Genomic DNA, 23,957 nt, shown 5'->3' with positions numbered 1-23,957 from the left:
CGGGCCTGCGGCCCGCTACTCGACCAGCATGAAAGGCGAGCTGCGCTTCCTGTTCACCAAGGACGCCGGCGCTTCTTGCTGATCGAGTAGCCCGCACCGCGGGCGTATCGAGATCCCCCACCGCAGGCACCTCGGCAGCCGTGTCTCGATACGCGGACCTGCGGCCCGCTACTCGACCAGCATGAGAGGCGAGCTGCACTCCCCGCCCGGGCGCGGGTGCGCACGCGGTTGCGGGCGCTCCCTGCTGATCCAGCAGCCCGCATCGCGGCGTATCGAGATCTGCCCCCTTCATGCTGATCGAGTAGCCCGCGCAGCGGGCGTATCGAGATCCCCCACCGCCGACGCCCTCAGCGCAGCAGCGCCGCGAGGTCCGCGACACCGCGGCCGGCGAGCGTCGGCCAGAGCGTGCGGTCCGCGCCCGGCGCGAGCTCCGCATCGTGCGGCACCCCGACCGCGCACGCCCCGGACGCCACGGCCGCCGCGAGCCCGGTCGGCGAGTCCTCGATCGCGACGCAGCGCGCGATGTCGACGCCGAGCGTCGCGGCGGCCAGCAGGTACGGCTCCGGATCCGGCTTGCCCCGCGACACGTCGTCGCCGGTGACGAGCGCGGCGAGCGGCACCTCCGCCGCCAGCGCGTCGACGACGAGCTGCGCCATCGCGCGCGAGGACGTGGTCACGATCGCCTGCCGCACTCCCGCCCGGTGCACATCGCGCAGCAGCTCGCGCGCCCCCGGCCGCCACACCAGCCCCCGGTGCATCTCCGCGAGCACGTCGCGCTCGAGCGCCACCTCCACCTCGGCGTCCGGCAGCTCGACCCCCGCGGCCTGCAGCGCCCGCACCGTCTGCTCCATCGTGCTGCCGATCAGCGCGAGCGCATCGGCTTGCGTCCACTCGCGGCCGAAGCGCCCGGCGAGCACCTCCTGCGCCCGCACCCACGCGGGCTCCGAGTCGACGATCGTGCCGTCCATGTCCCAGAGCACCGCCTCCAGGCCGGTCGCGCTCTCCGGGCCGGGCACTGCCTCGAGCCCGCTCACGACGCGGCCCCCGTCGTCCGGCGCCGACCGAGGACCCCCGCGAGCAGCACCGCCACGATCCCCGCGATCGGCACCACCAGGAGCCCCACCCGCAGCCCCGCGCCGTCGGCGACCAGCCCGACGATCGGCGGCGAGAGCAGGAAGCCCAGCCGCATCAGCCACGAGACGATCGTCACTCCGGTGCCTGCGCGCAGCCCCCGGATCTCGTCGGCCTCGTGCATCGCCGCGGGCACGGTCGTCGCGAGTCCGAAGCCGGCGGCCGCGAATCCGGCGATCGTCCCGGGCACGGAGGGGAACGCGAGCGCCGCACCCATCCCGAGCGCCGCGATCGCCCCGCCGACCCGGAGCACGGTGCGCTGGCCGAAGCGGTCGACCAGCCGGTCGCCGAGGATCCGCCCGACGAACTGCGCGCCGACCAGCGCGACGAAGCCGTACGCCGCCACCGCCGCGGTCGCCCCGAGCGAACCGCCCAGGTAGACGGCGGCCCAGGTCGAGGCCGCGTCCTCGACGAGGGTGCCCGCGATCGCCACCGCGACCAGAGCCGCGAGCAGCAGCACCACCCGCGGGCGGATCCGAACCCGCCCGACCGGCGCGGCCCCGGGCTCGGCGGCCGTCTCGTCGTCGCGGCCCCGCAGGAGGAAGCGCAGCGCGGTCAGCGCGACGGCCGCGAAGAGCACCCCCGAGATGCTCAAGTGCACCGCGCGGGGCAGGCCGAGCGCGATCGCCCCGGCCGCCATCGAGCCGCCGAGGACCGCGCCGATCGACCAGATCGCGTGGAAGGAGTTGATGATCGAGCGCCCGTAGCGGCGCTGGACCCGCAGACCGTGGCTGTTCTGCGCGACGTCGGTGATCGCATCGGTCGCGCCGGCGAGGGCGAGAGCCCCGGCGAAGACCACCAGCGACGGCGAGAAGCCGGCGAGCACCGTCCCGATCGCGGTGAGGATCGTGCCGAGCACCGCGGCGCGGCCGCTGCCGAGCCGCCGGATCACGACGGCCGCGGCGAGCCCGGCGACGACCGCGCCGGCCGGGAACGCGGCGATCGCGACTCCGTAGGCCGCGTTGTCGAGCGCCAGGTCGGCCTTGATCTCGGGGAAGCGCGGGACGAGGTTGGCGAAGAGCGCGCCGTTGGTGAGGAAGAGCGCGGCGACGGCGGCGCGGGCGCGGCGCGACTCGGTGGACGGCGGCGCAAGGGCGGTGGACATGCGTACGACCGTACACGTGGTGTGTACGATCGTGCACATGGACCGCACCGACCACGTCCCCGCCGACCACGTCGCCGCCGACCACTTCGCCGGGGACGACCGCAGCAACCGCGAGCGGATGCTCGCCGGCGACCTCTACATCGCCGACGACCCGGAGAGCACGCGCCTCGCGCAGCGCGCCGCACGACTCGCCGACGCCTACCACCGCGCCGCCCTCGCCGACGAGGCGGCCGCCCGCCCGCTGCTCGAGGAGCTGCTCGGCTCCCTCGGCGAGGGCGCGTTCGTGAAGCCGCCGCTGTTCGTCGACTACGGCGAGAACATCACGATCGGCCCGCGCACCTTCGTCAACTACCACCTCACCGCGCTCGACGTCGCGGCGATCACCATCGGCGCCGACTGCCAGATCGGCCCGAACGTCCAGCTGCTCACCCCCACCCACCCGGTGGAGCCCGGTCCGCGCCGCGACAGGCTCGAGGCCGCGCGGCCGATCACGATCGGCGACAACGTCTGGCTCGGCGGCGGCGTGATCGTCTGCCCCGGGGTGAGCATCGGCGACGACAGCGTGATCGGAGCGGGCGCCGTGGTCACCCGCGACATCCCTGCCGGCGTCGTCGCGGTCGGCACTCCGGCGCGAGTGATCCGGAGCGTCACGGAGTGACCGAGACCGCTGAGAGCGAGCCCGCCCCGCGGGCACCGCGCCGCACCGACCCGCACCGGCGCGACCGCATCATCGACGCCTGCCTCGACGTGATCGCGGAGCAAGGGGTCGCCGGCACCTCGCACCGCCGCGTCGCCGCCGCCGCCGACGTGCCGCTGGGCTCGATGAGCTACCACTTCGCCGGGATGGACGAGCTGCTGCACGAGGCCTTCACCCGCTTCGCCGACTCCGTGGCCGAGCAGACGCTGAGGCGGATGACCGACGCCCGCACCCCCGACGAGGCCCGGGAGGCCGTCGTCGACGTCGTCCTGCACGACATCTTCGGCAGCCGCCGCGAGCTCGTGATCACCCACGAGCTCTACACCCTCGCCGCCCGGCGCCCGGAGTACCGCAGCATCACGCACAGCTGGATGGCCCGCTCCCGCGCCGCCCTCGAGCGGCATGTCGACCCGACGACCGCCCGCATGCTCGACGCCCTGATGGAGGGCCTCACCATCCACCGCGCCCTCGACGAGGAGCCCGCCGACGACGCCGTCGTCCGCGAGGCCGTCCGCCGCATCCTCGGCTGACCCGCCCCTCTCCCCTCCCCCTCCGCGAGATGCCACTTGTGCACGCCATCCCCGGCGTGTCGCGCTCACAAGTGGCATCTCGCGGAGGGGTCAGGCGGGGGTGGCAGGGTGGAGGGATGGCTTCTCCCCAGGACTTCGACCTCGACGAGCTGCGGGCGCGCGTCCTCGAGGAGGACGGCGGGGAGGTGGACGACAGCATCCCCGAGCTGGCCGCGGCCGATCCGGCGCTGTGCGGGATCGCGCTGGCGCTGCCGGACGGCACCGTGCGCTCGAGCGCGCAGGCGGACGTCGCGTTCAGCATCCAGTCGGCGGTGAAGCCGTTCCTCTTCGCACTCGCCCTGCTCGACACCGACGGCGACGCGCTCGACCGCGTCGGCATCGAGCCGACCGGCGAGGCCTTCGACGCCCTGAAGCTCGAGAGCGGCACCGGCCGCCCGCCGAACCCGATGGTCAACGCGGGCGCCCTGCTGACCGCCGCCCTCGTCGACGGCGGCGACGCGGACGGCCGCGGCGAGCGCATCCTCCGCGGCCTCTCGTCCTTCGCCGGCCGCTCGCTGGAGGTCGACGAGAGCGTCGCCTCGAACGAGCACCTGCTCGGCGACCGCAACCACGCCCTCGCGCACCTCATGCGCGCCGAGGGCACCCTGCGGCGCAGTGCGGACGACGCCGTCGCCGCCTACGCCCGCGCCTGCGCCGTCCTCGTCGACGCGGAGGCCCTCGCAGTGATGGGCGCGACCCTCGCCCTCGGCGGCGTGAATCCCGTGACCGGCGAGCGCGTCGTGCCGGCGGAGGTCGCCCGCGACGTCGTCTCGGTGATGGCGACCTGCGGCGTCTACGACGGCTCCGGCCGCTGGATGCGCGCCGTCGGAGTCCCCGCCAAGTCGAGTGTCTCCGGCGCGATCGTCCTCTCCGCCCCCGGCCGCCTCGGTGCCGCCGTCGTCAGCCCGCCCCTCGACTCCCAGGGCACCAGCGTCCGCGGCGCCGCCGCGAGCACCCTCCTGTCCGCCGCCCTCGCCCTGCACTCCTTCGACCCGACCCCGCGCTGATGCTGATGCTGATCGAGTAGCGCCCGCAGGGCGCGTATCGAGATCCGCCCGCACGGAGCACGTGGGTCTCGATACGCCGCTCCGCGGCTACTCGACCAGCATGGTGGGCCGCTCCGCGGCTACTCGACCAGCATGGTGGGCCGCTCCGCGGCTACTCGACCAGCATGGGTGGGCCGCTCCGCGGCTACTCGACCAGCATGAGTGGGCCGCTCCGCGAGAGCCGCGACCGCGAAGCGGAGCCCACAACACGAGCCCGCCACTGCCCGCGAAAGGCCGAGGTCACCGGCGGATCGCGTACCGGCGATTCGTCGTACCGGTACGCAAGACGCTCTGCGGAACGCGACCACCCACCCGAGCCGACCGCGGAGCGGATGACGACGAAGGAGGAATCCGCTCTAATCGAGCAACAGCGCCGGCTCCTCCAGCACGCTCGCGACGTCGGCGACGAAGCGGCTGACTACGTCGCCGTCGACGACGCGGTGGTCGAAGGAGCCGCCGACGGTGGTGACGAAGCGGGGGCGGACCTCGCCGTCGACGACCCAGGGCTTCTGCTTGATGGTGCCGAGGGCGATGATCGCGACCTCGCCGGGGTTGAGGATCGGGGTGCCGGTGTCCATGCCGAACACGCCGATGTTGGTGATGGTGATGGTGCCGTTCTGCATGTCGGCGGCGGAGGTCTTGCCGTCGCGGGCGTCGAGGGTGAGCTTCTCGAGGGCCTGGGCGAGCTCGAGGAGGCTCATCGACTGGGCGTCCTTGACGTTGGGCACGAGCAGGCCGCGCGGGGTCGCCGCGGCGATGCCGAGGTTGACGTAGTGGCGGACGAGGATGTCCGTGTCGGTCCAGGCGGAGTTGACGGTGGGGTTCCGCCGCACCGCCCAGATGATGGCCTTGGCCATGATCAGCAGCGGCGAGACCTTGACGCCGGCGAAGTCGGGCGAGTTCTTCAGGCGCTTGACGAACTCCATCGTGCGGGTCGCGTCGACGTCCACGAAGACGCTGACGTGCGGCGCGGTGAAGGCGCTGCGCGACATCGCCGACGCGATGGCCTTGCGGACGCCGCGGACGGGGATGCGGTCCTCGCGGGAGTCGCCCCAGGCGGGGGTCTGGATGTTGCGGAAGACGCTGGCCTGGGAGGCGTGGCGGATGACGTCGTCGCGGGTGACCTCGCCGGCGAGGCCGGTGGCCTGCACCTCGAGCAGGTCGACGTCGAGGTCCTTGGCGAGCTTGCGGATCGGCGGCTTCGCGATGACGGGCAGCGCCGAGGAGGCGGGCACCGAGGTCGGGCGCGGCGGCGACGCCGGGCGGGCCGGCTTCTCCGGAGCGGCGCCCGCGGCGGGACGGCGACGGCGGGTGGCGACGTGGCCGCCGGCGGTGCCGTAGCCGACGAGCGCGGCGCCGGAGCCCTCGCCGGGCTCGGTGGTCGAGGGGGCGGGCGGAGCGGCGGGCGGCGCGGCCTGCGCGGGCATCGCCGGGATCTCGGAGCCGACCGAGCCCGCGCCCTGCACGGTGATGATCGGCGTGCCGACGTCGACCGTCTGGCCCTCGTCGACGAGCACGTCGACGACGGTGCCGCTGAACGGCGAGGGCAGCTCGACGAGCGATTTAGCGGTCTCGATCTCGACGAGGACCTGGTTGACGCTCACCTCGTCGCCGACCTTGACCCGCCAGGAGACGATCTCGGCCTCGGTGAGGCCCTCGCCGACGTCGGGGAGGAGGAAGTGCTCTGTCATCGTCGGGACTCCTGGCTGTGCCGGTTCTGCATGAGGGAAGGGGGCGCGTCGGAACGCGGGGGCGTCGTCCGGTGCGTCAGTACGCGAGCGAGCGGTCGACGGCCTCGAGCACGCGGTCGACGTCGGGGAGGAAGAGCTTCTCGACCTTGGCGGGCGGGAAGGGCGTGTCGAAGCCCGCGACGCGGAGCACCGGCGCCTCGAGCGAGTAGAACGCCTTCTCGGTGACGGTCGCGGCGATCTCGGAGCCGAGGCTCACGTTCGCGGACGCCTCCTGGGCGACCACGAGCCGACCGGTCTTGCGGACCGAGGCGAGCAGCGGCTCCCAGTCGATCGGCGAGATCGAGCGCAGGTCGACGACCTCGACGCTGGTCCCCTCCTCGCCGGCGAGCTCGGCGGCCTGGAGCAGCACGGAGACCATCGGCCCCCAGCCCACGACCGTGACCTCGTCGCCCTGGCGCACGACGCGGGTCGCGTGCAGCGGGGCGGCGGAGGCGCGGAGGTCGACGTCGCCCTTGGGCCAGTAGCGGCTCTTGGGCTCGAAGAACATCACCGGGTCGTCCGAGGCGATGGCCTCCTGGATCATCCAGTAGGCGTCGTTCGGGGTCGACGGGCTGACCGCGCGCAGACCCGGGGTGTGCGCGAAGTACGCCTCGTTGCTCTCCTGGTGGTGCTCGACCGCTCCGATGTGCCCGCCGTACGGCACCCGGATGACGACGGGCATCGTGAGCGTGCCCTCGTGCCGGTTGGTCATCTTCGCGAGCTGCGAGGTGATCTGGTCGAAGGCCGGGTAGATGAAGCCGTCGAACTGGATCTCGCAGACCGGGCGGAAGCCGCGCATCGCGAGGCCGATCGCGGTGCCGACGATGCCGGACTCGGCGAGCGGGGTGTCGAGCACGCGCTGCGGCCCGAACTCGGCGTGCAGGCCCTCGGTGATGCGGAAGACGCCGCCGAGGGGGCCGATGTCCTCGCCCATCAGCAGGACGCGGTCGTTCTCGGTCATGGCGCGGCGGAGCCCGGCGTTCAGCGCCTTCGCCATCGACATGGACTCCAGCTGCGTGTCGCTCAGCGGCGGCTGGACGGTGGTGCTCGTGTCGATCGTCATCGCGGGTCGCCTCCCAGCGCGTCCTCGTAGCCCTGGAGCCACGCCTTCTGCTCCGCCACCTGCTGGTGCGGCTCCGAGTACACGTGGTCGAAAATCACGTCGACGGGCGGCGCCTCGAGCGCGAGCAGGCGCTGCCGGATGTCGGCGGCGAAGTCCTTCGCCTCCTCGTCCACCTCGTCGAAGAACGACTGCGGGGCGCCCAGTCCGCGCAGGTACGCGGCGAAGCGGGTGATCGGATCCTTCGCGACCCACGAGGCGAGCTCGTCGTCGGTCCGGTACTTCGTGGGGTCGTCGCTCGAGGTGTGCGCGCCGATGCGGTAGGTGAGTGCCTCGATGAACTGGGGGCCGCCGCCGGAGCGGGCGTCGGCGAGGTGCTTCGCGGTGACGGCGTAGCTGGCGAGCACGTCGTTGCCGTCGATCTGCACGCCCGGGATGCCGAAGCCGGAGGAGCGGAGGTAGAGCGGGCTGCGCGACTGCGTGGCGACGGGCACCGAGATCGCGTAGTGGTTGTTCTGCAGGAAGAACACCTCGGGCGTCTGGTAGCTCGCGGCGAAGACCATGGCCTCGCTGACGTCGCCCTGGCTGGAGGCGCCGTCGCCGAAGTAGACGATGACCGCCGCGTCCTTCTCGGGGTCGCCCGTGCCGGTCGCGCCGTCGAAGGTGAGGCCCATCGCGTAGCCGGTCGCGTGCAGCGCCTGCGAGCCGAGGACCAGCGTGTAGAGGTGGAAGTTGCCGTGCGCGGGGTCGGCCGGGTCCCAGCCGCCGTGCGTCACGCCGCGCAGCAGCGCGAGGACTCGGAGCAGGTCGACGCCGCGGACCTTGGCGACGACGTGCTCGCGGTAGGAGGGGAAGACGTGGTCCTGCGGACGCAGCGCGAACGCGGAGCCGACCTGCGCCGCCTCCTGCCCGTGGCTCGGCACCCAGAGTCCGAGCTGACCCTGACGCTGCAGGTTCGCCGCCTCGATGTCGAACCGGCGGACGACCGCCATCTCGCGGTAGAAGGAGCGGTGCTGCGCCTCGTCGATCCCGTCGAGGAGGGGGGCGTACTGCTCGGCCGCGGGGGTCGGCGCGAACCGGCCGTCCGCGGTGAGGAACTGGACCGTCGGCGTCTCGCTGGTGGCTGCCACCCGACTAACCTATCCGCCTCGCGGGATGCCCCTTCGGGAGGGTCCCGACAATCTCCGCCGCCGCCGTGAGGAGCTTGTCGACAGAACTCGCCTCGCCGACCGACACCCGGATGCCCTCGGGCGGGAAGGCGCGGACGACCACGCCGGCCCGCTCGAAGACCGCCGCGGCCGCCTCCGTCTGCTCGCGGGTGTCGAACCAGAGGAAGTTCGCCTCGGACTTCGGGATGGTCCAGCCCTGGTCGAGCAGCGCCTGCCAGAGGTGGTCGCGCAGCTGGGCGATGCGGCCGACGCGCTCGAGCAGCTCCTCGCGGTGCTCGAGCGAGGCGACCGCCGCGGTCTCCGCGAAGCGGGTGACCGAGAGGGGGATGGCGGTCGAGCGGGCGGCGTCGAGGATCCGCGGGTGCCCGATCGCGTAGCCGACGCGCAGCCCCGCCAGTCCGTAGGCCTTGGAGAAGGTGCGGGCGACGACGAGGTTGGGGTGGCGGCCGAGGAGGGTCGCGCCGTCCACCGCGCGCTCGTCGCCGACGAACTCGGCGTAGGCCTCGTCGAGCAGGACGAGGACGTCGGCCGGCACCTGCTCGAGGAAGGCCGCTACGTCGTCCGCGGTGGCGACGGTCCCGGTGGGGTTGTTCGGGCTGCAGACGATCACCAGGCGGGTGCGCTCGGTGATCGCCTGCGCCATCGCGTCGAGGTCGTGCGTGTCGTCGGTACGCAGGGGGATGCGCACGCCGGTGGCACCGGCGGTGGTGATGAGGGAGGGGTAGGCCTCGAAGGAGCGCCAGGCGTGCACGACCTCGTCGCCCGGTCCCGCGGCGGCGGTGATCAGCTGGGCGATGACGGCGACGGAGCCCGCTCCGACGATGACCTCGTCGATCCCGACGCCGTAGCTCTCGGCGAGCGCCGTCCGGAGCGCCGTGGCCGCGGCGTCCGGGTAGCGGTTGAAGTCGGTGATCGCCTGGACCCGCTCGAGCACCGAGGGCAGCGGATCGAACGGGTTCTCGTTGGAGGAGAGCTTGAACGCGTCCGCGGAGGCGGCGCGGCCCTGGCGGTAGGCCGGCAGAGCGAGGATCTCGGGGCGGAGGCGGACGGGTGGCTCCTGCTGGTCGGTCACCCGGACCATGCTATTCGGGCGGCGGCCGGGCGAGCCGCGCGAGGCACCCTCCCGCGCCGCCGTTGCGGCCGGGTGGAGGCGGGCTGCGCCAGAGTGGAGGCATGCGCAGACTCCTCCTCGGCCTCGCCACCAACGCCGTCGCCCTCTGGCTGACCACGCTCGTCGTCGCGGGCGTCCGCGTCGATCCGTACGAGCAGGGGCCGACCGCCGCGGTGCTCACGTACCTCCTCGTCGCAGTGATCTTCGGCGTCGTCAACTCCGTGGTCGGCGGGGTGGTCCGCGTCGTGGCCTTCCCGCTGTACGTGCTGACGCTCGGTCTCGTCTCCTTCCTGGTGAACGGCCTGCTCCTGCTGCTGACGGCCTGGATCAGCGGCCTCTTCGGGTTCGGCCTGGTCGTGGACGGCTTCTGGTGGGGCGTCCTCGGCGCCCTGGTGCTCGCGATCGTCAACTGGTTCATCGGGCTGCTCCTGCGCCCCTTCGCTCGCGACCGCTGCCGGGACTGACCGGCACGGTCGTCAGCCGGGCGGCGACGCGCGAGTCCGGCGCTCCTCGCCAGAGCGGGAACAGCGCGGCCCCCGTCGCCGCGAGCCGGGGGTCGGCCGCCGCATCGAGGGCGTGCCCGGTCTCGACGTAGGCGTCCAGCGCGTGCGCGGGCACCGGGGTGTCTCGCGGGATCCCCGCCGGGGAGTCGCGCTCGACCAGCACCACCCCCGGCTCCTCCGCCGCCGTCCGGCCGAAGCCGCCGAGCGCCGGCACCAGGTCGTCGGAGTGCTCGATCGAGAGTGAGCGCGTCCCCTCCGGCAGATCCAGCCCGCGCACCGGACTGCCGAAGGTGACGACGTCGTGCACGTGGTAGCGCCCCGACTGCGCCACCCGGAGGGCGACCAGCCCGCCCTGCGAGTGCGCTGCGATCGTGACGGGAGCCCCGGCGGGGATCCCCGCCGCCGCCATCGCCGCGAGCGCTCCCTCGACGGAGGCGGCGCGCCCGCCCGCCATCGCCTGCAGGTTCGAGGGGGCCCCGAAGGCCTGCTCCGGGTCGGCGCTCCAGTCGGTGGTGCCGGAGAGCGTGACGAGCCACTCCCCGCCGTAGCGCTCGATCACCACCTGCGGTCCGTCGGGATCGCTCGGCGGGATCCGCGCCGCGAGCTCCCCCCAGCCCGCCGGCGCGGCGAGCGGGTCGACCGGCGGCGGCACCCGCTCCACCCGCAGCTCCCGCTCACCCGGTGCCGGCAGCACGCCGAACACCGTCCCCAGGATGACGAGCACCCCCGCCGCCGACTGCACTCCGTTCCCGATCACCTGCTCGGACGACGGCCGCCCGACCGCGTCGGCCAGCGGCGGCGGGAGCAGCAGCACCCCGATCTCAGTGCCGAGGCCGATCGAGGAGATCACCCCGCGCAGGCCCTCGATCAGGAGCGGGTCGCCCAGCAGCGCCCGGACGAGGTCCTCCCCCTCCTCCGCCAGGTCGGCCTCGGCACCCTCGTCCCCCGCGAGGGCCCGCGCCGCCGCCGAGACCGACCCGAACGCGGCGTCGGCGACCGCCCGGACCAGCACCGCCGCGTCCTCGACGGCGCCGGGGAGCCGCCGCGCGAGGGACTCGCCCGCACGCCGCTCGAAGAGCGCGACGGCGGTCTGAGGCCCGAGGACCTCCGGCATCCCCGGTACCGCCTCCTCCTCCGCCCGCTCGTACCCGGCCGCTGCCGCCGCGAGCGCCTCGCGGAGCGCCACCGCCTCCGCCTCGAGCAGGCGGAGCCGATCACCGAGCGCCGCCGGCTCGCCCACCCGGGCCGGCGCCGCGAGCATCACCGCCGGGACGAGCCCGTCGCCGAGCACCGCGCACTCGGCCAGCCCCGCCGCGAGCCCCTCGAGCACGCGCCGGCGCTCGTCGAGCTCGGCCGTCTCCACCCGCACCGGGGACGGCGCCCTCATCCGCCCGCCCCCACCGCCAGCCCGAGGGCCGCCGCCTCCGCCGTCGCGAGCCCGGCCAGCAGCTCGGCCGCCCGCTCGGCGTACTCCCGCGCCGCCGCCCCGTCCCAGTCGGCGTCGGGAAGGAGTCCGCCCGCCTCCCCGCGCAGCACCCCGATCCGCTCGGCGAGCGCCGCCACCGCCGCGCTCGGCCACGGCGCCGCCGCACCCGTCGCTCCCCCTGCAGCCGCCTCGACGCCCATCCGCCACCTCCCTTCTCTCGATGCCCGCGGCCAGCCTCGGGCACCGCGGTCGGCCGCGGGCGGGCGCTCCCCCGAACGGTGGAGAGGTCGAGAATCCGCCCTCTGTGGAGGACCGCCGGTGCGCCATGATGGGCGGGTGACCCCCTCTTCCGCGCCGTCGGCGTTCGCCGTGTGCTTCGTCTGCACCGGCAACATCTGCCGGTCGCCGATGGCGGAGGTGGTGCTGCGCTCCCTCGCCGAGCAGGCCGGGCTCGGCTCGGTCATCACGATCACCTCCGCCGGCACCGGCGAGTGGCACCTCGGCGAGCACGCCGACCACCGCGCCCTCGAGGCGCTCGATCGCCGCGGACTCGACGGCGCCCCGCACCGCGCGCGGCTCTTCGACCCCGCGCTCTTCGAGGAGTTCGACCTCGTCGTCGCCCTCGATCACGGCCACGAGCGGGCGCTGCGCTCCTGGGCGCGCACCGACGTCGACCGGCAGAAGATCCGGCGCCTGCTCGCCTTCGAGCCGGGCCTCTCGGCGCAGGGCGACGTCCCCGACCCCTACTATTCCGATGCGGCGGCGTTCGACTCGGTGCTCGCGCTGATCGAGCGCGCGTGCCGGGCGCTCTTCGCCCAGATCGAACCGGGACTGCGCGGCAACCGCACGGTCCGCACCGACCCGCGCTCGAGCCTCCAGACCGCGCGGGACCCCCGAGAACCGGAAGGCACCACCGCATGACCTCGCTCCCTCCCCAGCCGCTCAGCCCGCTCGACGGCCGCTACAGCGCCGCCGTCTCCGCCCTCGGCGAGCACCTGTCGGAGGCCGGTCTGAACCGAGCGCGCGTGCACGTGGAGGTGGAGTGGCTGCTCGCCCTCACCGACCGCCGCCTCTTCGGCTCCGAGCCGGTCGAGGCCGCCGCCGCCGAGGAGCTCCGCCGTCGCGCCCGCGACTTCGGCCAGCCCGAGATCGACCGCCTGGCCGAGCTCGAGGCCGTCACCCGCCACGACGTGAAGGCGGTCGAGTACCTGGTGCGCCAGTGGCTGGCCGAGCTGGGTCTGGACCGCATCGCCGAGCTCACCCACTTCGCCGCGACCAGCGAGGACATCAACAACCTCTCCTACGCGCTCGTCGTCCGCCGGGCCGTCGAGGACGTCTGGCTGCCGAAGCTGCGCTCGGTCGTCGCCTCCCTGCGCGAGCTCGCCGTGCGCTACCGCGACGAGTCGATGCTCAGCCGCACCCACGGCCAGCCCGCGACGCCCACCACGATGGGCAAGGAGTTCGCCGTCTACGCCTTCCGCCTCGAGCGGGTCGTCGTGCAGCTCGAGGCCACGGAGTACCTCGGCAAGTTCAGCGGAGCGACGGGCACCTTCGCGGCGCACCTCGCGGCGGATCCGGACACCGACTGGGCGGCCCTCGCGGCGGAGTTCGTCGGCTCCCTCGGCCTCGTCTTCAACCCGCTGACCACCCAGATCGAGTCGCACGACTGGCAGGCCGAGCTCTACGGCAAGGCAGCGCACGCGAACCGCATCCTGCACAACATCTGCACCGACGTATGGACCTACATCTCGCTCGGCTACTTCCGGCAGATCCCGCAGGCCGGCGCGACCGGTTCGTCGACGATGCCGCACAAGATCAACCCGATCCGGTTCGAGAACGCCGAGGCGAACCTCGAGCTCTCCAGCGCACTGCTCGACTCGCTCGCGCAGACCCTGGTCACCTCGCGGCTGCAGCGCGACCTCACCGACTCGACGACGCAGCGCAACATCGGCGTCGCGTTCGGCCACTCGCTGCTCGCGCTCGACAACATCGCCCGCGGTCTGCTCGAGATCGACCTCGATCCGCGCGCCCTCGCCGCCGACCTCGGCACCAACTGGGAGGTGCTCGCGGAGGCGATCCAGACCGTCATCCGCGCCGAGGTCGTCGCGGGACGCTCCTCGATCACCGACCCGTACGCGATGCTCAAGGACCTCACCCGCGGCAAGCGCCTCGGCGCCGAGGACCTCGCGGTCTTCGTCGACGGCCTCGACATCGGCGCTGCCGCGAAGGCCCGTCTGCTCGCGCTGACGCCCGCCGGCTACACCGGGCTCGCCTCGGAGCTGGTCGACCGCCTGAGCTGAGCCGCCGTCGAGCTCGCCTGCGAGGGAGCTCGACGGCGACGGCCCCCGGCGCGGATGTCGGGGGTCCTGCCTAGTGTCGGAGCATGTCCCCCGATGCAGTGCCCGCCCCGGACTGCGCCGCCTCGGGCTGCGCCGCCCAGGACCGCGCTGCCCACGACTGCGCCGCCCGGGTCTGCGCCCTCGACGGCTGCCGGTCGGCCGCCGAGCCGGGTGCGCCGGTCGCTCTCTGCAGCGCGCACCTCGGGCTCGCGCACGACTGGGTGGCGCGCGAGGACGGCGTCGTCGATGCCCTCCCCTCGCCGTGCCTCGTCTGCGGCTCGCGGCTGGGCGTCCGGCACCCCTCCGGCTGGCTCTGCGCGGCCTGCGAGTGGCGGCTCGGCGATGCGCCCGACGGCGAGCTGGCGTCGCCGCGGGTCGAGGTCGTCTACTACATCCGCTTCGCCGGGCGGATCAAGATCGGCACCAGCGGCAACCCCCGGCAGCGCCTGCACCGGCTGCGGCACGAGGAGCTGCTCGCCTTCGAGCGCGGCGGGCGGGCACTGGAGCAGCACCGCCACACGCAGTTCGCCGTCGAGCGGCTGGAGCGGACGGAGTGGTTCACCCGCAGCGCCGCGCTCGACCGGCACGTCGAGGCGGTGCGGGCGGGCGAGCCCGACCCGTGGGCCCTTTATCGCCGCTGGTGCAGCGAGGCGCTCGCGCTGCGCACCTGACCCGCCGCGGGGTCGCGCGGCCGACCGGCACGCCCCTGGGACCGGTAGGCGCGTCCGGGCGCCGGATCAGCGCGTCCAGGCGTCCGGTCAGCGCTCCGTAGGCGTCCGGTCAGCGCGTCCAGGCGTCCACGAGAAGCGGGCCGCGGATCTCGCGCAGCTCGTCGAGCAGCCGGTCGACGAGTCCCGCCGAGACGCCCGACGCGAGGACGTCGTGCGGCCCGAGCGGAGGCAGGCGCCCGGTCCGCACCCGCACCACCTCCCAGCCGACCGCCCGCAGCGCGCGGTCCTTCCGCCGGTCCGCCTCCTCGCGATGCCCCACGTGCTCGAGCCCGTGGCGGCCCGTGGAGTCGTACTCGATCGCCACCCGCAGCTCGCTCAGCACGATGTCCGGCCACGCCTCCAGATGCTCGAAGAACGGCCGGCTCAGCCGCACCGCCGTGAACCCCGGCTCGAACTCGAGCCGCTCGGCGAGCAGCGCACGGAGCCGCGCCTCGACCGCCGATGCGGGCGGAGGCGCGCAGGCGCTGACGAAGGGCTCTCCCGGCGGGAGCTGCGGGGTCTTCGAGCAGATCCGCGGCGAGCGCGACCTCGTCGGCGTGCGGGCGGGACGGGGCGGGCGCGCACCAGCAGGCTCGGGAGCAGGGGTCGACGGACGCTCGACCACCGGCTCCACCGCCGGCCGCGGCGTCCGGGGCTTCGCGAGCGCCGCGCAGTCGGGGCACCAGGACGAGCGCCGCCGCTCCCGGCCCGGCCGGTGCCGCTGCTCCTCGGGAGTCGCGACGAACACGTGTCCCGCGTCGCACAGCCAGCACAGGTAGACGTCGGCCGCCGGCGGAATCTGGCTGAGGACGATCCCCCCGTTGTACTCGGGCCGGTACTGGAGCACGAGCACCGGGAACGACGCCCACGCCTCCCGGTACGTCCCCACCGGATACGGGACGTCGACCCCTCGCGAGAACCGCCGCCGCTCCCACCACCGCCCGATCGCCTCCGCCACCCCCGCACGCTAACCCGGACCACCGACGCCGCCGCGTGCATGCCGATCGAGGAGCCCGCGGGGCGGGCGTTCCGAAGGGGAGCGGCAGCAGAAGGGGAGTCTGCAGACCCGCCGTGCTGAGCACGGTGGGTCTCGATACGCCCCTGCGGGGCTACTCGACCAGCATGCAGGGACCTGCGGGCTACTCAAGCAACATCGCAACGCCCTGCAGGGCTACTCGACCAGCACGCGGGGCCCTGCAGGGCTACTCGACCAGCCGGCCGGGGACGGAGTCCGACTGAACAGTGGGGCTCGATCCGGGTCCGCTCGCGCGGATCAGGGCTGTCGAGTGGCCGCGGGCTGGGCTCCGCTCGGGACACGAGGCCCGCTGCCGGTCCATTCGCGTCCTCATGCTGATCGAGCAGCCCGCGGAGCGGGCGTATCGAGCGGAGGGGGCGCCTCCGGCGCCATCGCAGGGCGGGGAAGAGACCGGCCTCCATGCGGTGGTGGGTCTCGATACGCCCCTGCGGGGCTACCCGACCAGCATGCAGGGCCCCGTGGGGCTACCCGACGACCAGCATGCAGGGCCCCGTGGGGCTACTCCTGCGGCGAGGGGCGTCGCCTGCGGGCGAGGAGGGCGGCGGCGAGACCGAGGACGAGGGCGGCCAGGCCGCCGCCGAGCCACGGGCCGGGATGGGCTCCGGAGTCGGCCAGGGTCGTGCTCACCTTCGGGACGACCGGCGTCGGCGAGACGACGGTCGTCTCGCCCGGTGCTCCGCACTCCCCGCGATGGAGGACCGTCCCGTCCTTCGTGGCGAGCGTCTCGACCCAGTAGTAGTCGCCGGGCTCGTCGAACCGGGTCTCACCGGACCAGTAGGAGACGTCCTCGTTCAGGCCGGGTGTCGTGGCGACGGGGCTGCCCGATCCGTCGAAGACGCGGTTCGCCGGCGTGCACGTGTCCTGGTCGCCGCTCCTCCTGAACGCCTCGAACGTAAGCACCGCGCCGACCGGGACCCAGCCGTTCACGACGGCCTCGTCCCGCACCGGTTCGCCCACCTGCACTGCCGGGGTGGCCCGGGTACGGACGTCGGGAGTGTGCACGGTGGTCGTCTCGCCGGGCGCTCCGCACGCACCCTGGGCGAGGATCCTCCCGTCGTAGGAGTGCAGCTCCTCCACCCAGTGCACGGCGCCCGCGGTGGTGAAGACGACCGGGGGCGAGGTGTAGGTGCCCGCCTTCTCGACGACGACCGGGGTGCCGGTCGTGTCGGCCACCAGCGTCGCCTCGTCGCAGACCGGCGGCACGCTGTCAGCGGCGGACACCGTGCCGACAGCCAGGTAGGCCTTCCACACCAGGTACGCGCCCTTCGGCGTGTCCCCGGTGACGATCGCGTCGTCGGTCGCACCGTCGTGGACCGCGCTGTCGGTCTGCGCCTTCGACGTCACCTCGGGCACGGTCACCGTCGTGGTCTCCCCCGGCACTCCGCACTCGCCGCGGTGCAGGACGCGGCCGTCCTTCGTCCGCAGCGTCTCCACCCAGTGATGGACACCCGGCTCCGTGAAGCGGACCTCGCTCGACCAGTAGGACCTCTTCTCGTTCCGGCCCGCGGCGACCGCGACGGGCGACGTCGAGCCGTCGTAGACGCGGGACTCGACGGTGCAGGAGGCCCGGTCGCCGGTCTGCCGGTACGCCTCGAAGGTGATCACGGCGCCCGCCGGCACCTCGCCGTCGACGACCGCCTCGTCCTTCGCGGTGTCCGACAGCGGCACGGAGGGCGTCGCCTTCGTGCGGACCTCCGGGGTCGTCACGCGCACGACCTCGCCCTTCGTGTTCCATCCGTCCGCCCAGCCCGTCGTGAAGAGCGTCTCGGGGGCGGACCAGACCCAGACGATGTGGCCGGCCGAGTCCGCCGGCGCGGTCGCCGCCTCCGAGGTGTAGGTGCCGGGACCCTCGACGACGATGCGCGAGGTCGTCAGGACCCTGGCGTTCTCCGGTCGCGTCGCCGGGACCGCTCCGGTGCCGGGGACCCAGTAGGCGGTGCCCGTGAAGGTGACGGGGACGCTCCTCCCGTCCTTCTTCAGCCAGGCTCCGGTGTCCTTCACCGTGAGGGTGTCGGTGGAGGTCGTGGCGACGGGGATCTCGTCGTCCGTGACCCGGGTCTCCGCCGCGACCGTCGTCGGCGAGAGATGCGTCTCCGCGACCAGCCCGAACCCGTCCGACCAGGTGTAGCCGTCGGGGAGGAACGGCTTCACCCGGTCCGGCTGCGACGCCTCCTCGACGCGCCAGACCCAGGTGTAGAACCCGGCCGAGGGAACCGTGACTCCCGGGGAGGTGTACATTCCCGGGCCGGTCGCGGTCAGCTCGGCGCTTCCGGCGACGGGCGCGCCCGGCGGCACCGCGTCCGCCTGCGCCGGCTCCTCGGCGTACGGACCGTGGAGCGTGCCGCGGTAGACCACCGGCACGGGCGCGCCGTCGAGGGTGCGCCACTCCCCCGACCCGGGTGCGACGCCCGCCGTGACGGTGTCGGTCGCCTGCGTCCCGGCCTCCACGCGTCGTGTCGAGACCTGCGTCGATCCGATCGGTGAGAACAGGGTCGGGATCGGTGCGGAGGCCGCCGTGGCGGCGGCGATCGTGAACGAGCCGTCGATCTTCTGCCCCTTCGACGCGGTCCACTGCTCGGAGGTCACCCCTGGGGCCCAGGTCATGATGTTGCCCAGGTAGCCGGAGGCACCCGCCACCCGGATCTCGTCGGTCCGCGCCTCGACGGCGAAGGAGGGGCCGGCGCTCGGGACGACGCGGAACGTCCGCGACTCCCCGCCCTTCATCGTCGACTCCCCGGATCCGGTGTCGTCGAACACCGCGTTCGTCAGATGCACCGTCCCCGCCTGCCCGGGCGGATCGGTCCGAGCCGTGACTCTGCCGGTGCCCGCGCTCGACTGCATGTCGAGACTCAGCGACGCCGACCCGGACGTCCGTCCCGGCTGCACCGCCGTCACGCCGGCGGCCTCCGCCCGGTACTGCCTCAGCAGCTCGAGCACGGCATCGCGGTTGCCGCCGGCGCGGGCGCTGTAGTAGACGTCGCCCGGCATGCCGTTGCCGTTGTACGCGGCGTTGTCCGCCACGTCCCACACGTACAGCGCGACGGCGGCCGCGGTGTTCGCGTCCTCCGTGTCGCCGTGGACGTCCATGACGTAGCTCAGACGTGCGAGCTGATCCGGCGACAGGGAGTTCCAGTCGCTGTTCAGCGACGGACCGGACGTCGGGCTGTACGGGATCGACGCCCTGATCTGCAGGCAGTAGGCCAGCGTCCCGTCCGGGTGGCGGTAGGCGCCGAGGAAGCCCTTCCCCAGGTCGAAGCCCGCGCCGTGCGTCGCCGCCGACGCCGACAGCGGCGCGAGGAACGACGAGGTCACCGCCAGCGACGTGCCGGCCCCGCCGACCAGTCCCGCCGCCAGGAGGCCTGCAACCAGTCGGCGCCCCACCCGCATCCGGCCGCGGTGCACGCCGCTCGGCCACACCGCCGCTCGTCTCCGGACACACTGCCCGCCCACCGCGGCTCTCGCGGGCTCCCCCGCCCGTCGTCGTCGATCCATGCCGTTCTCTCCCCTGTGTGCGTCGAGGCTCGCGCCCCACGCGAGCGCCGGATGCGGTCGCGTACCGGCACGCGAGAGGCGCGCCGACGGACATCAAGGTAACCGTTCGATGGGTTCATGATCCCGCTGGCGCGAATCATCCGGTACCCAGACGGTGTGGCAATACGCGCCTGTGGGATCTCGTCACGGCACCGTGCGGGAGGATGGGCGTCATGCCTTCGTCCACGTCGTCCACGAGGAGTCGAGCGACCCCGGAGGAGGCCGACCTGGCCGTCCGGGTGGTCGGCAGCGAGATCAACCGGGGGATCCTGCGGTCGCTCTCCCGCGCGGCGCGTCCCGAGCAGGGCCTGCTCTTCGGCGAGCTGGTGGAGGCGATCGGCCCGGAGCTGCCGACCGGCCGCGCCACGACGACGAGCCTCTACCGGCACCTCATCGAGCTGGAGGACGCCGGAGTGGTGCTCGGCAACCTCCCGCGCGAGCAGCGCCGCGGACGCTCGGTCCAGTACCGCATCGTCGCGTCCCGCCTCGAGGAGATCTACGCGCGCAGCCTGGCGTACGCGCTCGGGGAGACCGCCCGCGACGACGTCGCGCCGTAGAACGGCCGGCTCACCGCTGCAGAACGAACGCGTCGATGCGCACCGCCGATCCCGTCCGTAGGATTGGATGGAAGGCTCGCGGAGAGGGGATACGGATGAGTGCACCTCTCGCGTCCATCACGGTGGCCGGATTCCGCTCGATCGAATCGATCACCTTGGACCTGTCATCGTCCGTCACCCTTCTGATCGGGGCGAATGGTGCGGGCAAGAGCAACATCGTCGACGCCTTCGAGTTGCTCGGCTACACGGTGGACGGAAAACTCGGCGACCATGTGCTGCGCAGCGGCGGCTTCGCGCAGATGCTGCACCGATCCACCGGGCCGGCATCGGCCGACGCAATCGTCATCGACGCATGGGGCGGCTGGAACGGGCCGTACCGGAACGGCTACCGGATGCGACTCACGTCCGGGCCCGACGACTCGGCTCTGCTCGAGGAGACGACTTTCACCCATCGCCACGACTACGAGCAGCCGTACGACAATCGGCTCGGTCTCAGTCGCGAAAGCCGACTGACTGCTCGCGCTCATGACCACTCCGCCAACCAGTACCTTCTCGACATCCTGTCCGGCTGCCGCGTCTTCCACTTCGATGACACGAGCCCCTCCGCGGCGCCTCTTCGCTTCGTGGACGTGGCTGATTCCGAATCGCTGCACAGCGATGCCAGGAATCTCGCGGCAGTACTCCTCGACATGAAGCTCAACCATCTCGCGAGGTACGAGCAAGTCCGCCGATCAGTGCGCAATGTCGCACCTTTCTTCGACGACTTCGTACTGAAGCCCGAAGGAGGACGAGTCCTCCTTCGATGGAGCGAACGGGGCCTGGACGGCGTCTTCTCGGGGGCCGCTCTCAGTTCGGGCACACTGCGCTTCGCTTGTCTCGCCGCACTGCTTCAGCAGCCGAGACCTCCGGCGACGATCGTGCTTGACGAGCCGGAACTCGGACTTCATCCCGCTGCGATCCATCAGCTTGCAGATCTGATGAGGCGAACCGAAACCGGCCGGAGGATCGTCGCCGCCACGCAGTCCGTCACCTTGCTCGGCCAATTCACCTTGGCTGACATCGCCGTCGTCGAGCGGGACAACGGTTCAACGGTCGTCCACCGGCCCGATCGGGAGATTCTGGAGGTCTGGCTCGCCGACTACTCCGTTGGCGAGCTGTGGGAGATGAATCTGCTCGGCGGGCGGCCGGGCTCCAAGGTGACGGTGGCAAGGACTTCCGCGGCGTGACCGCTCTCATCGTCATCCTCGTCGAGGGCCAGACGGAGGAGGCTTTCGTCAACCAGGTCCTTCAGCCGTTCATCGGCACGTCGGTCGCCTACCTTCAGCCGATCGTCGTGCACACCGCGCGGACCGCGGACGGCACGACGTTCCGTGGTGGTGGGAAGTGGGCCCATTACGAGGCTCAGCTCCGTCGTCTGCTGCATCAGCCGCACTGGTCACTGATCACGACGATGATCGACTTCTACGGCTACCCCTCCGACGCGCCTCAGTGTGACTGCACGAGCGTCCATGCTCAGCCGGGTTGCGCCACCTCCCGCGAGCGAGCCATCGCGCGCACATTCGCCTACGATTCTCGATTCGTGCCTTTCCTCGCGCTGCACGAATTCGAAACTCTCGTGATCGCAGCCGGGGCGGCGTCGGGCGACGTGCTAGGTCGCTCCGATGTGGCTGACACTTTCCGCAGCCTCGTCGCTGAAGTGTCCGACAACGCCGAACTGATCAATGACGGACCGGCTACGGCGCCGTCGAAACGAGTTCTGCTCGCGCTTCCCGACTACAGCAAGGTCCGAGACGGCGTCGCGGTACTGGAGGACGATCTCGGCCCAGCACTCGCATTCACGCCCCGCTTCCGCGAGTGGGTCGAGCGTCTCCGCCGGGTCGGCATGGACTCGGACTGACAGCGCAGCGCTCGCCTTAGAAATAACCAGCCCTGCGCGGTCTCCGTTCGCTATCCCGAGGCAGGCAACGCACTCCTCACCCAGAACGTGGCGGATGACGCCCTCAGCCGACGATCCACGCCCCCTGAGCGCACGAAGGGGCCGACCACGCGGATGCCAGCAGGGCTCCACCGCAGGCGCGAGCGAACCGCAGAATCGCGTGCCAAGCGATTACGCGCAGCGGACGCGACCCGCTCTGCGGAACCCGGCCACTTCGCTGGGCCGACCGCGGGGAGGGGCGACGCAGTCGCACCGACCCCAGAAGCACAGCCCAGGCGAATCGGCGCAGCGAACACAGGACGCCCTGCGGAACCCGGCCCCCTCAGGAAGCCGACCGCGGGGAGGAGTGACGCGCGCGCCGGTGCGTGGGCGACGGAGTCGCCCGCACCGGCGCGCGCGTCACTCCGACCTAGTGAGCACCGTCCTGCTCGTCGAGGTCGGCGATCTCGGCCTCGTCGGGCTTGAAGGTCAGCGAGAACATGGCGATGGCGACGAGGACGACGATGAAGGCGACGCCGAAGCCGATCAGGGCGACGACGAACTCGCGGGTCGACATCAGCACGACGAGGCCGACGAAGGCCGCCATCACGGCGGAGAGGCCGACGAGCTCGAGCGGACGCAGGCGGTCCTTGCGGGTGGGTCGGAAGGTGCGCGGCGCGAAGTCGTCGTCGGAGGGCGACGGCTCGGAGGCGGGGTCGGGGGCGGTCATCGGTCTCCTCCGGTGGTGGGGGTGGAGGGTGCGGCGGCATCGGCGCCGGCGGCCCACTTGAGCGAGAACGCGGCGATCGCGAGGAACACGGCGAGCATCACGGCGTACGCGCCGAGGAGTCCGACCGAGACGACGGGGTGCGGCGGGAGGAGGGCGAAGACCGCTCCGAGCAGTGCCGTGCCGAGGCCGACGATCACCGCGTCGCGGGCGGCGAGGCCGGTGCCGCGGCGGCCGCTGGAGAACTCGAGGGAGCCGGAGACGAGCGCCCAGCCGGCGATCAGCGCGATGAAGGGCAGCAGCGCGGCGACCGGCAGCGCGACGAGCGCGAGCACGCCGGCGGCGAGGGTGACCCCGGCGGAGGCGAGGGCGAGCGTGCGGCCGCGCCCGGCGAGGGTGCGCAGGCCGATCACGAGGGCGACGGCGCCGCTGAGGATCGCGAAACCGGCGAAGACGGCGAGGCCGAAGGCGGGGCCGTGGTCGGGCGAGAAGGTGATCACCACACCGGCGACGGCCGCGACGGCGGCTCGCGCGAGGTGGACGGTCCACAGTCGGCTGGCGGTGTCGGCTTCGGCCACGGTCAAGCCTCTCTGGTGGTGCGGGCGGGTCGGGGTCGCGCGAGGGCGGGGACCGAGCGGCGTCGCCGGGTCCGTCGGTGCGGTGTCCCGCACGATCCGGAGGACGCGCCGGCCCGGAGCGGGCGGCCGCCTCCGCGGACCCTGCGATTTTACGCTCCCCGGGGCGCTCCCGGCGCCGGGAGCCTCCCGAGCGCCGGGATGCTCGGCCACCGTGCAGGTGAGCACCCCCGTTCTGAGCACGCACCGAGCCCGCCGCGGAGAGCACAGCGTGTTTCCGCGGCGTAAACACCGCGGTGCCGATCCGCACGGACTCGTGGCGCACAGGAGGCGCTCGCTATCGTGGGTCCCACCCGCGCGCCTCACCCCCGGGCGCGATCACCACCCCCACCAGGCCCAGGACGTCCACCCCCGCCGTCCGGCCCGCCGCTATTCCCTGGAGTTGATGCCTTGAACGGACTGGATCTCGCGATCCTCGCGCAGCGAGCACGCGATCTGGCCTTCAGCAAGCTGGTCGCCGGCGGTTTCCACCGCTTCGGCAAGGGTTCCCGCATCTGCCTGCCCTTCCGGATCGGACCCGGGCAGGGCAAGCGGATCTCCATCGGCGAGAACGTGCTGATCAGCGCGAACTGCATGCTGATGGTCCCGACCGACGACGCGCCCACGCCCGCCCTGATCATCGGCGACCGCGTGCGGATGAACATGACCGCGATCAGCGCCGTGCAGAGCGTGATCATCGAGGAGGGCGTCGGCATCGCCCGCGGCGTCTACATCTCGGACCACTCGCACGGCTTCAAGGACCCGACGCGCTTCATCCGCGACCAGGGCGTCGACCGGATCGCCCCGGTCCGCATCGGCCGCGGAGCGTGGCTCGGCGAGAACGCCGTCATCATGCCCGGCGTGACGGTCGGCCGCGGCGCCGTGATCGGCGCGAACGCCGTCGTCCGCGAGGACGTTCCCGACTACTCCGTCGCCGTCGGCGTGCCCGCGCGCGTCATCCGGACCTTCGCGTGAGGAACG

At 72.9% G+C, this 23,957-nt stretch carries 23 protein-coding genes; 11 read left to right on the top strand and 12 right to left on the bottom strand.

The window, feature by feature from the left end; all coding sequences use genetic code 11:
- Positions 1-347: 347 nt before the first annotated feature.
- Positions 348-1,034, bottom strand: a complete 687-nt coding sequence (locus EDF36_RS03055) for an HAD family phosphatase (RefSeq protein ID WP_260300494.1) — start codon at positions 1,032-1,034, stop codon at positions 348-350.
- Positions 1,031-2,236, bottom strand: coding sequence for an MFS transporter (locus tag EDF36_RS03050; RefSeq protein WP_123731840.1), 1,206 nt, complete (start codon positions 2,234-2,236; stop codon positions 1,031-1,033). The genes EDF36_RS03055 and EDF36_RS03050 overlap by 4 nt, the downstream gene beginning before the upstream one ends.
- 37 nt (positions 2,237-2,273) lie before the next feature.
- On the opposite strand from EDF36_RS03050, the gene EDF36_RS03045 reads away from it, so the two are divergent.
- The 3 genes from EDF36_RS03045 (at position 2,274) to glsA (ending at position 4,509) form a co-directional block, all read left to right on the top strand.
- A complete protein-coding gene (locus tag EDF36_RS03045; RefSeq protein WP_123731839.1) occupies positions 2,274-2,894 on the top strand; it encodes a sugar O-acetyltransferase in 621 nt (206 codons plus the stop codon).
- On the top strand, positions 2,891-3,463 hold the full coding sequence (locus EDF36_RS03040) for a TetR/AcrR family transcriptional regulator (protein WP_123731838.1): 573 nt from the start codon (positions 2,891-2,893) through the stop codon (positions 3,461-3,463). The genes EDF36_RS03045 and EDF36_RS03040 overlap by 4 nt, the downstream gene beginning before the upstream one ends.
- A 116-nt stretch (positions 3,464-3,579) precedes the next feature.
- Positions 3,580-4,509: a glutaminase A gene (gene glsA, locus EDF36_RS03035; RefSeq protein WP_123731837.1), complete on the top strand. Its 930-nt coding sequence runs from the start codon at positions 3,580-3,582 to the stop codon at positions 4,507-4,509.
- A 395-nt stretch (positions 4,510-4,904) separates the two neighbouring features.
- Here the strand turns inward: glsA and EDF36_RS03030 are convergent, their stop codons facing one another.
- The 4 genes from EDF36_RS03030 to hisC form a co-directional block, all read right to left on the bottom strand.
- A complete protein-coding gene (locus EDF36_RS03030; protein WP_123444672.1) occupies positions 4,905-6,239 on the bottom strand; it encodes a dihydrolipoamide acetyltransferase family protein in 1,335 nt (444 codons plus the stop codon).
- 76 nt (positions 6,240-6,315) lie between these two features.
- Positions 6,316-7,281 carry an alpha-ketoacid dehydrogenase subunit beta gene (locus EDF36_RS03025; RefSeq protein WP_372487859.1) on the bottom strand — a complete coding sequence of 322 codons (966 nt, stop codon included), beginning with the start codon at positions 7,279-7,281 and terminating at the stop codon, positions 6,316-6,318.
- A 56-nt stretch (positions 7,282-7,337) separates the two neighbouring features.
- Positions 7,338-8,468 carry a thiamine pyrophosphate-dependent dehydrogenase E1 component subunit alpha gene (locus EDF36_RS03020; RefSeq protein ID WP_123731836.1) on the bottom strand — a complete coding sequence of 377 codons (1,131 nt, stop codon included), beginning with the start codon at positions 8,466-8,468 and terminating at the stop codon, positions 7,338-7,340.
- A 4-nt stretch (positions 8,469-8,472) separates the two neighbouring features.
- A complete protein-coding gene (hisC, locus tag EDF36_RS03015; protein WP_123731835.1) occupies positions 8,473-9,588 on the bottom strand; it encodes a histidinol-phosphate transaminase in 1,116 nt (371 codons plus the stop codon).
- Positions 9,589-9,680: 92 nt separating this feature from the next.
- Here hisC and EDF36_RS03010 point away from each other — a divergent pair, with 92 nt between their 5' ends.
- Positions 9,681-10,082, top strand: a complete 402-nt coding sequence (locus tag EDF36_RS03010) for a phage holin family protein (protein ID WP_123731834.1) — start codon at positions 9,681-9,683, stop codon at positions 10,080-10,082.
- On the opposite strand, the gene EDF36_RS03005 is transcribed toward EDF36_RS03010, so the two are convergent.
- Both EDF36_RS03005 and EDF36_RS03000 read right to left on the bottom strand, forming a co-directional pair.
- Positions 10,033-11,508 carry a hypothetical protein gene (locus tag EDF36_RS03005; protein ID WP_148059955.1) on the bottom strand — a complete coding sequence of 492 codons (1,476 nt, stop codon included), beginning with the start codon at positions 11,506-11,508 and terminating at the stop codon, positions 10,033-10,035. The two genes, EDF36_RS03010 and EDF36_RS03005, sit on opposite strands and share 50 nt — an antisense overlap.
- Positions 11,505-11,747 carry a hypothetical protein gene (locus EDF36_RS03000; protein ID WP_123731832.1) on the bottom strand — a complete coding sequence of 81 codons (243 nt, stop codon included), beginning with the start codon at positions 11,745-11,747 and terminating at the stop codon, positions 11,505-11,507. The genes EDF36_RS03005 and EDF36_RS03000 overlap by 4 nt, the downstream gene beginning before the upstream one ends.
- A 136-nt stretch (positions 11,748-11,883) precedes the next feature.
- On the opposite strand from EDF36_RS03000, the gene EDF36_RS02995 reads away from it, so the two are divergent.
- The 3 genes from EDF36_RS02995 (at position 11,884) to EDF36_RS02985 (ending at position 14,557) form a co-directional block, all read left to right on the top strand.
- On the top strand, positions 11,884-12,468 hold the full coding sequence (locus EDF36_RS02995) for a low molecular weight protein-tyrosine-phosphatase (protein ID WP_243581095.1): 585 nt from the start codon (positions 11,884-11,886) through the stop codon (positions 12,466-12,468).
- Positions 12,465-13,847 (top strand): adenylosuccinate lyase, encoded by a 1,383-nt coding sequence (purB, locus tag EDF36_RS02990; RefSeq protein WP_123731831.1) that lies wholly within the window; start codon positions 12,465-12,467, stop codon positions 13,845-13,847. Before EDF36_RS02995 ends, purB begins: the two co-directional genes overlap by 4 nt.
- A gap of 83 nt (positions 13,848-13,930) precedes the next feature.
- Entirely contained in the window at positions 13,931-14,557 is a 627-nt protein-coding gene (locus EDF36_RS02985; protein ID WP_260300492.1) for a GIY-YIG nuclease family protein, read from the top strand.
- Positions 14,558-14,666: 109 nt separating this feature from the next.
- On the opposite strand, the gene EDF36_RS02980 is transcribed toward EDF36_RS02985, so the two are convergent.
- Positions 14,667-15,554 (bottom strand): hypothetical protein, encoded by an 888-nt coding sequence (locus tag EDF36_RS02980; protein WP_243839839.1) that lies wholly within the window; start codon positions 15,552-15,554, stop codon positions 14,667-14,669.
- Positions 15,555-16,130: 576 nt separating this feature from the next.
- Entirely contained in the window at positions 16,131-19,013 is a 2,883-nt protein-coding gene (locus EDF36_RS02975; protein WP_148059954.1) for a hypothetical protein, read from the bottom strand.
- A 323-nt stretch (positions 19,014-19,336) separates the two neighbouring features.
- Here EDF36_RS02975 and EDF36_RS02970 point away from each other — a divergent pair, with 323 nt between their 5' ends.
- The 3 genes from EDF36_RS02970 (at position 19,337) to EDF36_RS02960 (ending at position 21,617) form a co-directional block, all read left to right on the top strand.
- Entirely contained in the window at positions 19,337-19,720 is a 384-nt protein-coding gene (locus EDF36_RS02970; RefSeq protein ID WP_133960843.1) for a hypothetical protein, read from the top strand.
- Positions 19,721-19,815: 95 nt separating this feature from the next.
- On the top strand, positions 19,816-20,946 hold the full coding sequence (locus tag EDF36_RS02965) for an AAA family ATPase (protein ID WP_123731828.1): 1,131 nt from the start codon (positions 19,816-19,818) through the stop codon (positions 20,944-20,946).
- Positions 20,943-21,617, top strand: a complete 675-nt coding sequence (locus EDF36_RS02960; RefSeq protein WP_185020344.1) for a DUF4276 family protein — start codon at positions 20,943-20,945, stop codon at positions 21,615-21,617. Before EDF36_RS02965 ends, EDF36_RS02960 begins: the two co-directional genes overlap by 4 nt.
- A 448-nt stretch (positions 21,618-22,065) precedes the next feature.
- On the opposite strand, the gene EDF36_RS02955 is transcribed toward EDF36_RS02960, so the two are convergent.
- Together EDF36_RS02955 and EDF36_RS02950 are read right to left on the bottom strand one after the other, a co-directional pair.
- On the bottom strand, positions 22,066-22,365 hold the full coding sequence (locus EDF36_RS02955) for a hypothetical protein (RefSeq protein ID WP_243586020.1): 300 nt from the start codon (positions 22,363-22,365) through the stop codon (positions 22,066-22,068).
- Complete coding sequence (locus tag EDF36_RS02950) at positions 22,362-22,940, bottom strand: hypothetical protein (RefSeq protein WP_123731826.1); 579 nt, start codon at positions 22,938-22,940, stop codon at positions 22,362-22,364. Before EDF36_RS02950 ends, EDF36_RS02955 begins: the two co-directional genes overlap by 4 nt.
- Before the next feature lie 447 nt (positions 22,941-23,387).
- Here EDF36_RS02950 and EDF36_RS21945 point away from each other — a divergent pair, with 447 nt between their 5' ends.
- Positions 23,388-23,951, top strand: coding sequence for a DapH/DapD/GlmU-related protein (locus EDF36_RS21945; protein ID WP_123444661.1), 564 nt, complete (start codon positions 23,388-23,390; stop codon positions 23,949-23,951).
- Positions 23,952-23,957 lie beyond the last annotated feature (6 nt).

It is taken from the genome of Rathayibacter sp. PhB152, assembly GCF_003751395.1.
GTDB lineage: Bacteria > Actinomycetota > Actinomycetes > Actinomycetales > Microbacteriaceae > Rathayibacter > Rathayibacter festucae.
Note: the sequence above shows the minus strand (reverse complement) of the source record. Positions and strands in the feature narration are given on the sequence as shown.

Bases quoted from the DNA above. Each gene is read 5' to 3' on its own strand.
- EDF36_RS03010 (WP_123731834.1), top strand. From the start codon at position 9,681: ATGCGCAGACTCCTCCTCGGCCTCGCCACCAACGCCGTCGCCCTCTGG.
- EDF36_RS02965 (WP_123731828.1), top strand. From the start codon at position 19,816: ATGAGTGCACCTCTCGCGTCCATCACGGTGGCCGGATTCCGCTCGATC.
- EDF36_RS03005 (WP_148059955.1), bottom strand. From the start codon at position 11,508: ATGAGGGCGCCGTCCCCGGTGCGGGTGGAGACGGCCGAGCTCGACGAG.
- EDF36_RS03050 (WP_123731840.1), bottom strand. From the start codon at position 2,236: ATGTCCACCGCCCTTGCGCCGCCGTCCACCGAGTCGCGCCGCGCCCGC.
- EDF36_RS02985 (WP_260300492.1), top strand. From the start codon at position 13,931: ATGTCCCCCGATGCAGTGCCCGCCCCGGACTGCGCCGCCTCGGGCTGC.
- EDF36_RS03030 (WP_123444672.1), bottom strand. From the start codon at position 6,239: ATGACAGAGCACTTCCTCCTCCCCGACGTCGGCGAGGGCCTCACCGAG.
- glsA (WP_123731837.1), top strand. From the start codon at position 3,580: ATGGCTTCTCCCCAGGACTTCGACCTCGACGAGCTGCGGGCGCGCGTC.
- purB (WP_123731831.1), top strand. From the start codon at position 12,465: ATGACCTCGCTCCCTCCCCAGCCGCTCAGCCCGCTCGACGGCCGCTAC.
- EDF36_RS02970 (WP_133960843.1), top strand. From the start codon at position 19,337: ATGCCTTCGTCCACGTCGTCCACGAGGAGTCGAGCGACCCCGGAGGAG.
- EDF36_RS03025 (WP_372487859.1), bottom strand. From the start codon at position 7,281: ATGTCGATGGCGAAGGCGCTGAACGCCGGGCTCCGCCGCGCCATGACC.
- EDF36_RS03000 (WP_123731832.1), bottom strand. From the start codon at position 11,747: ATGGGCGTCGAGGCGGCTGCAGGGGGAGCGACGGGTGCGGCGGCGCCG.
- hisC (WP_123731835.1), bottom strand. From the start codon at position 9,588: ATGGTCCGGGTGACCGACCAGCAGGAGCCACCCGTCCGCCTCCGCCCC.
- EDF36_RS03045 (WP_123731839.1), top strand. From the start codon at position 2,274: ATGGACCGCACCGACCACGTCCCCGCCGACCACGTCGCCGCCGACCAC.
- EDF36_RS02955 (WP_243586020.1), bottom strand. From the start codon at position 22,365: ATGACCGCCCCCGACCCCGCCTCCGAGCCGTCGCCCTCCGACGACGAC.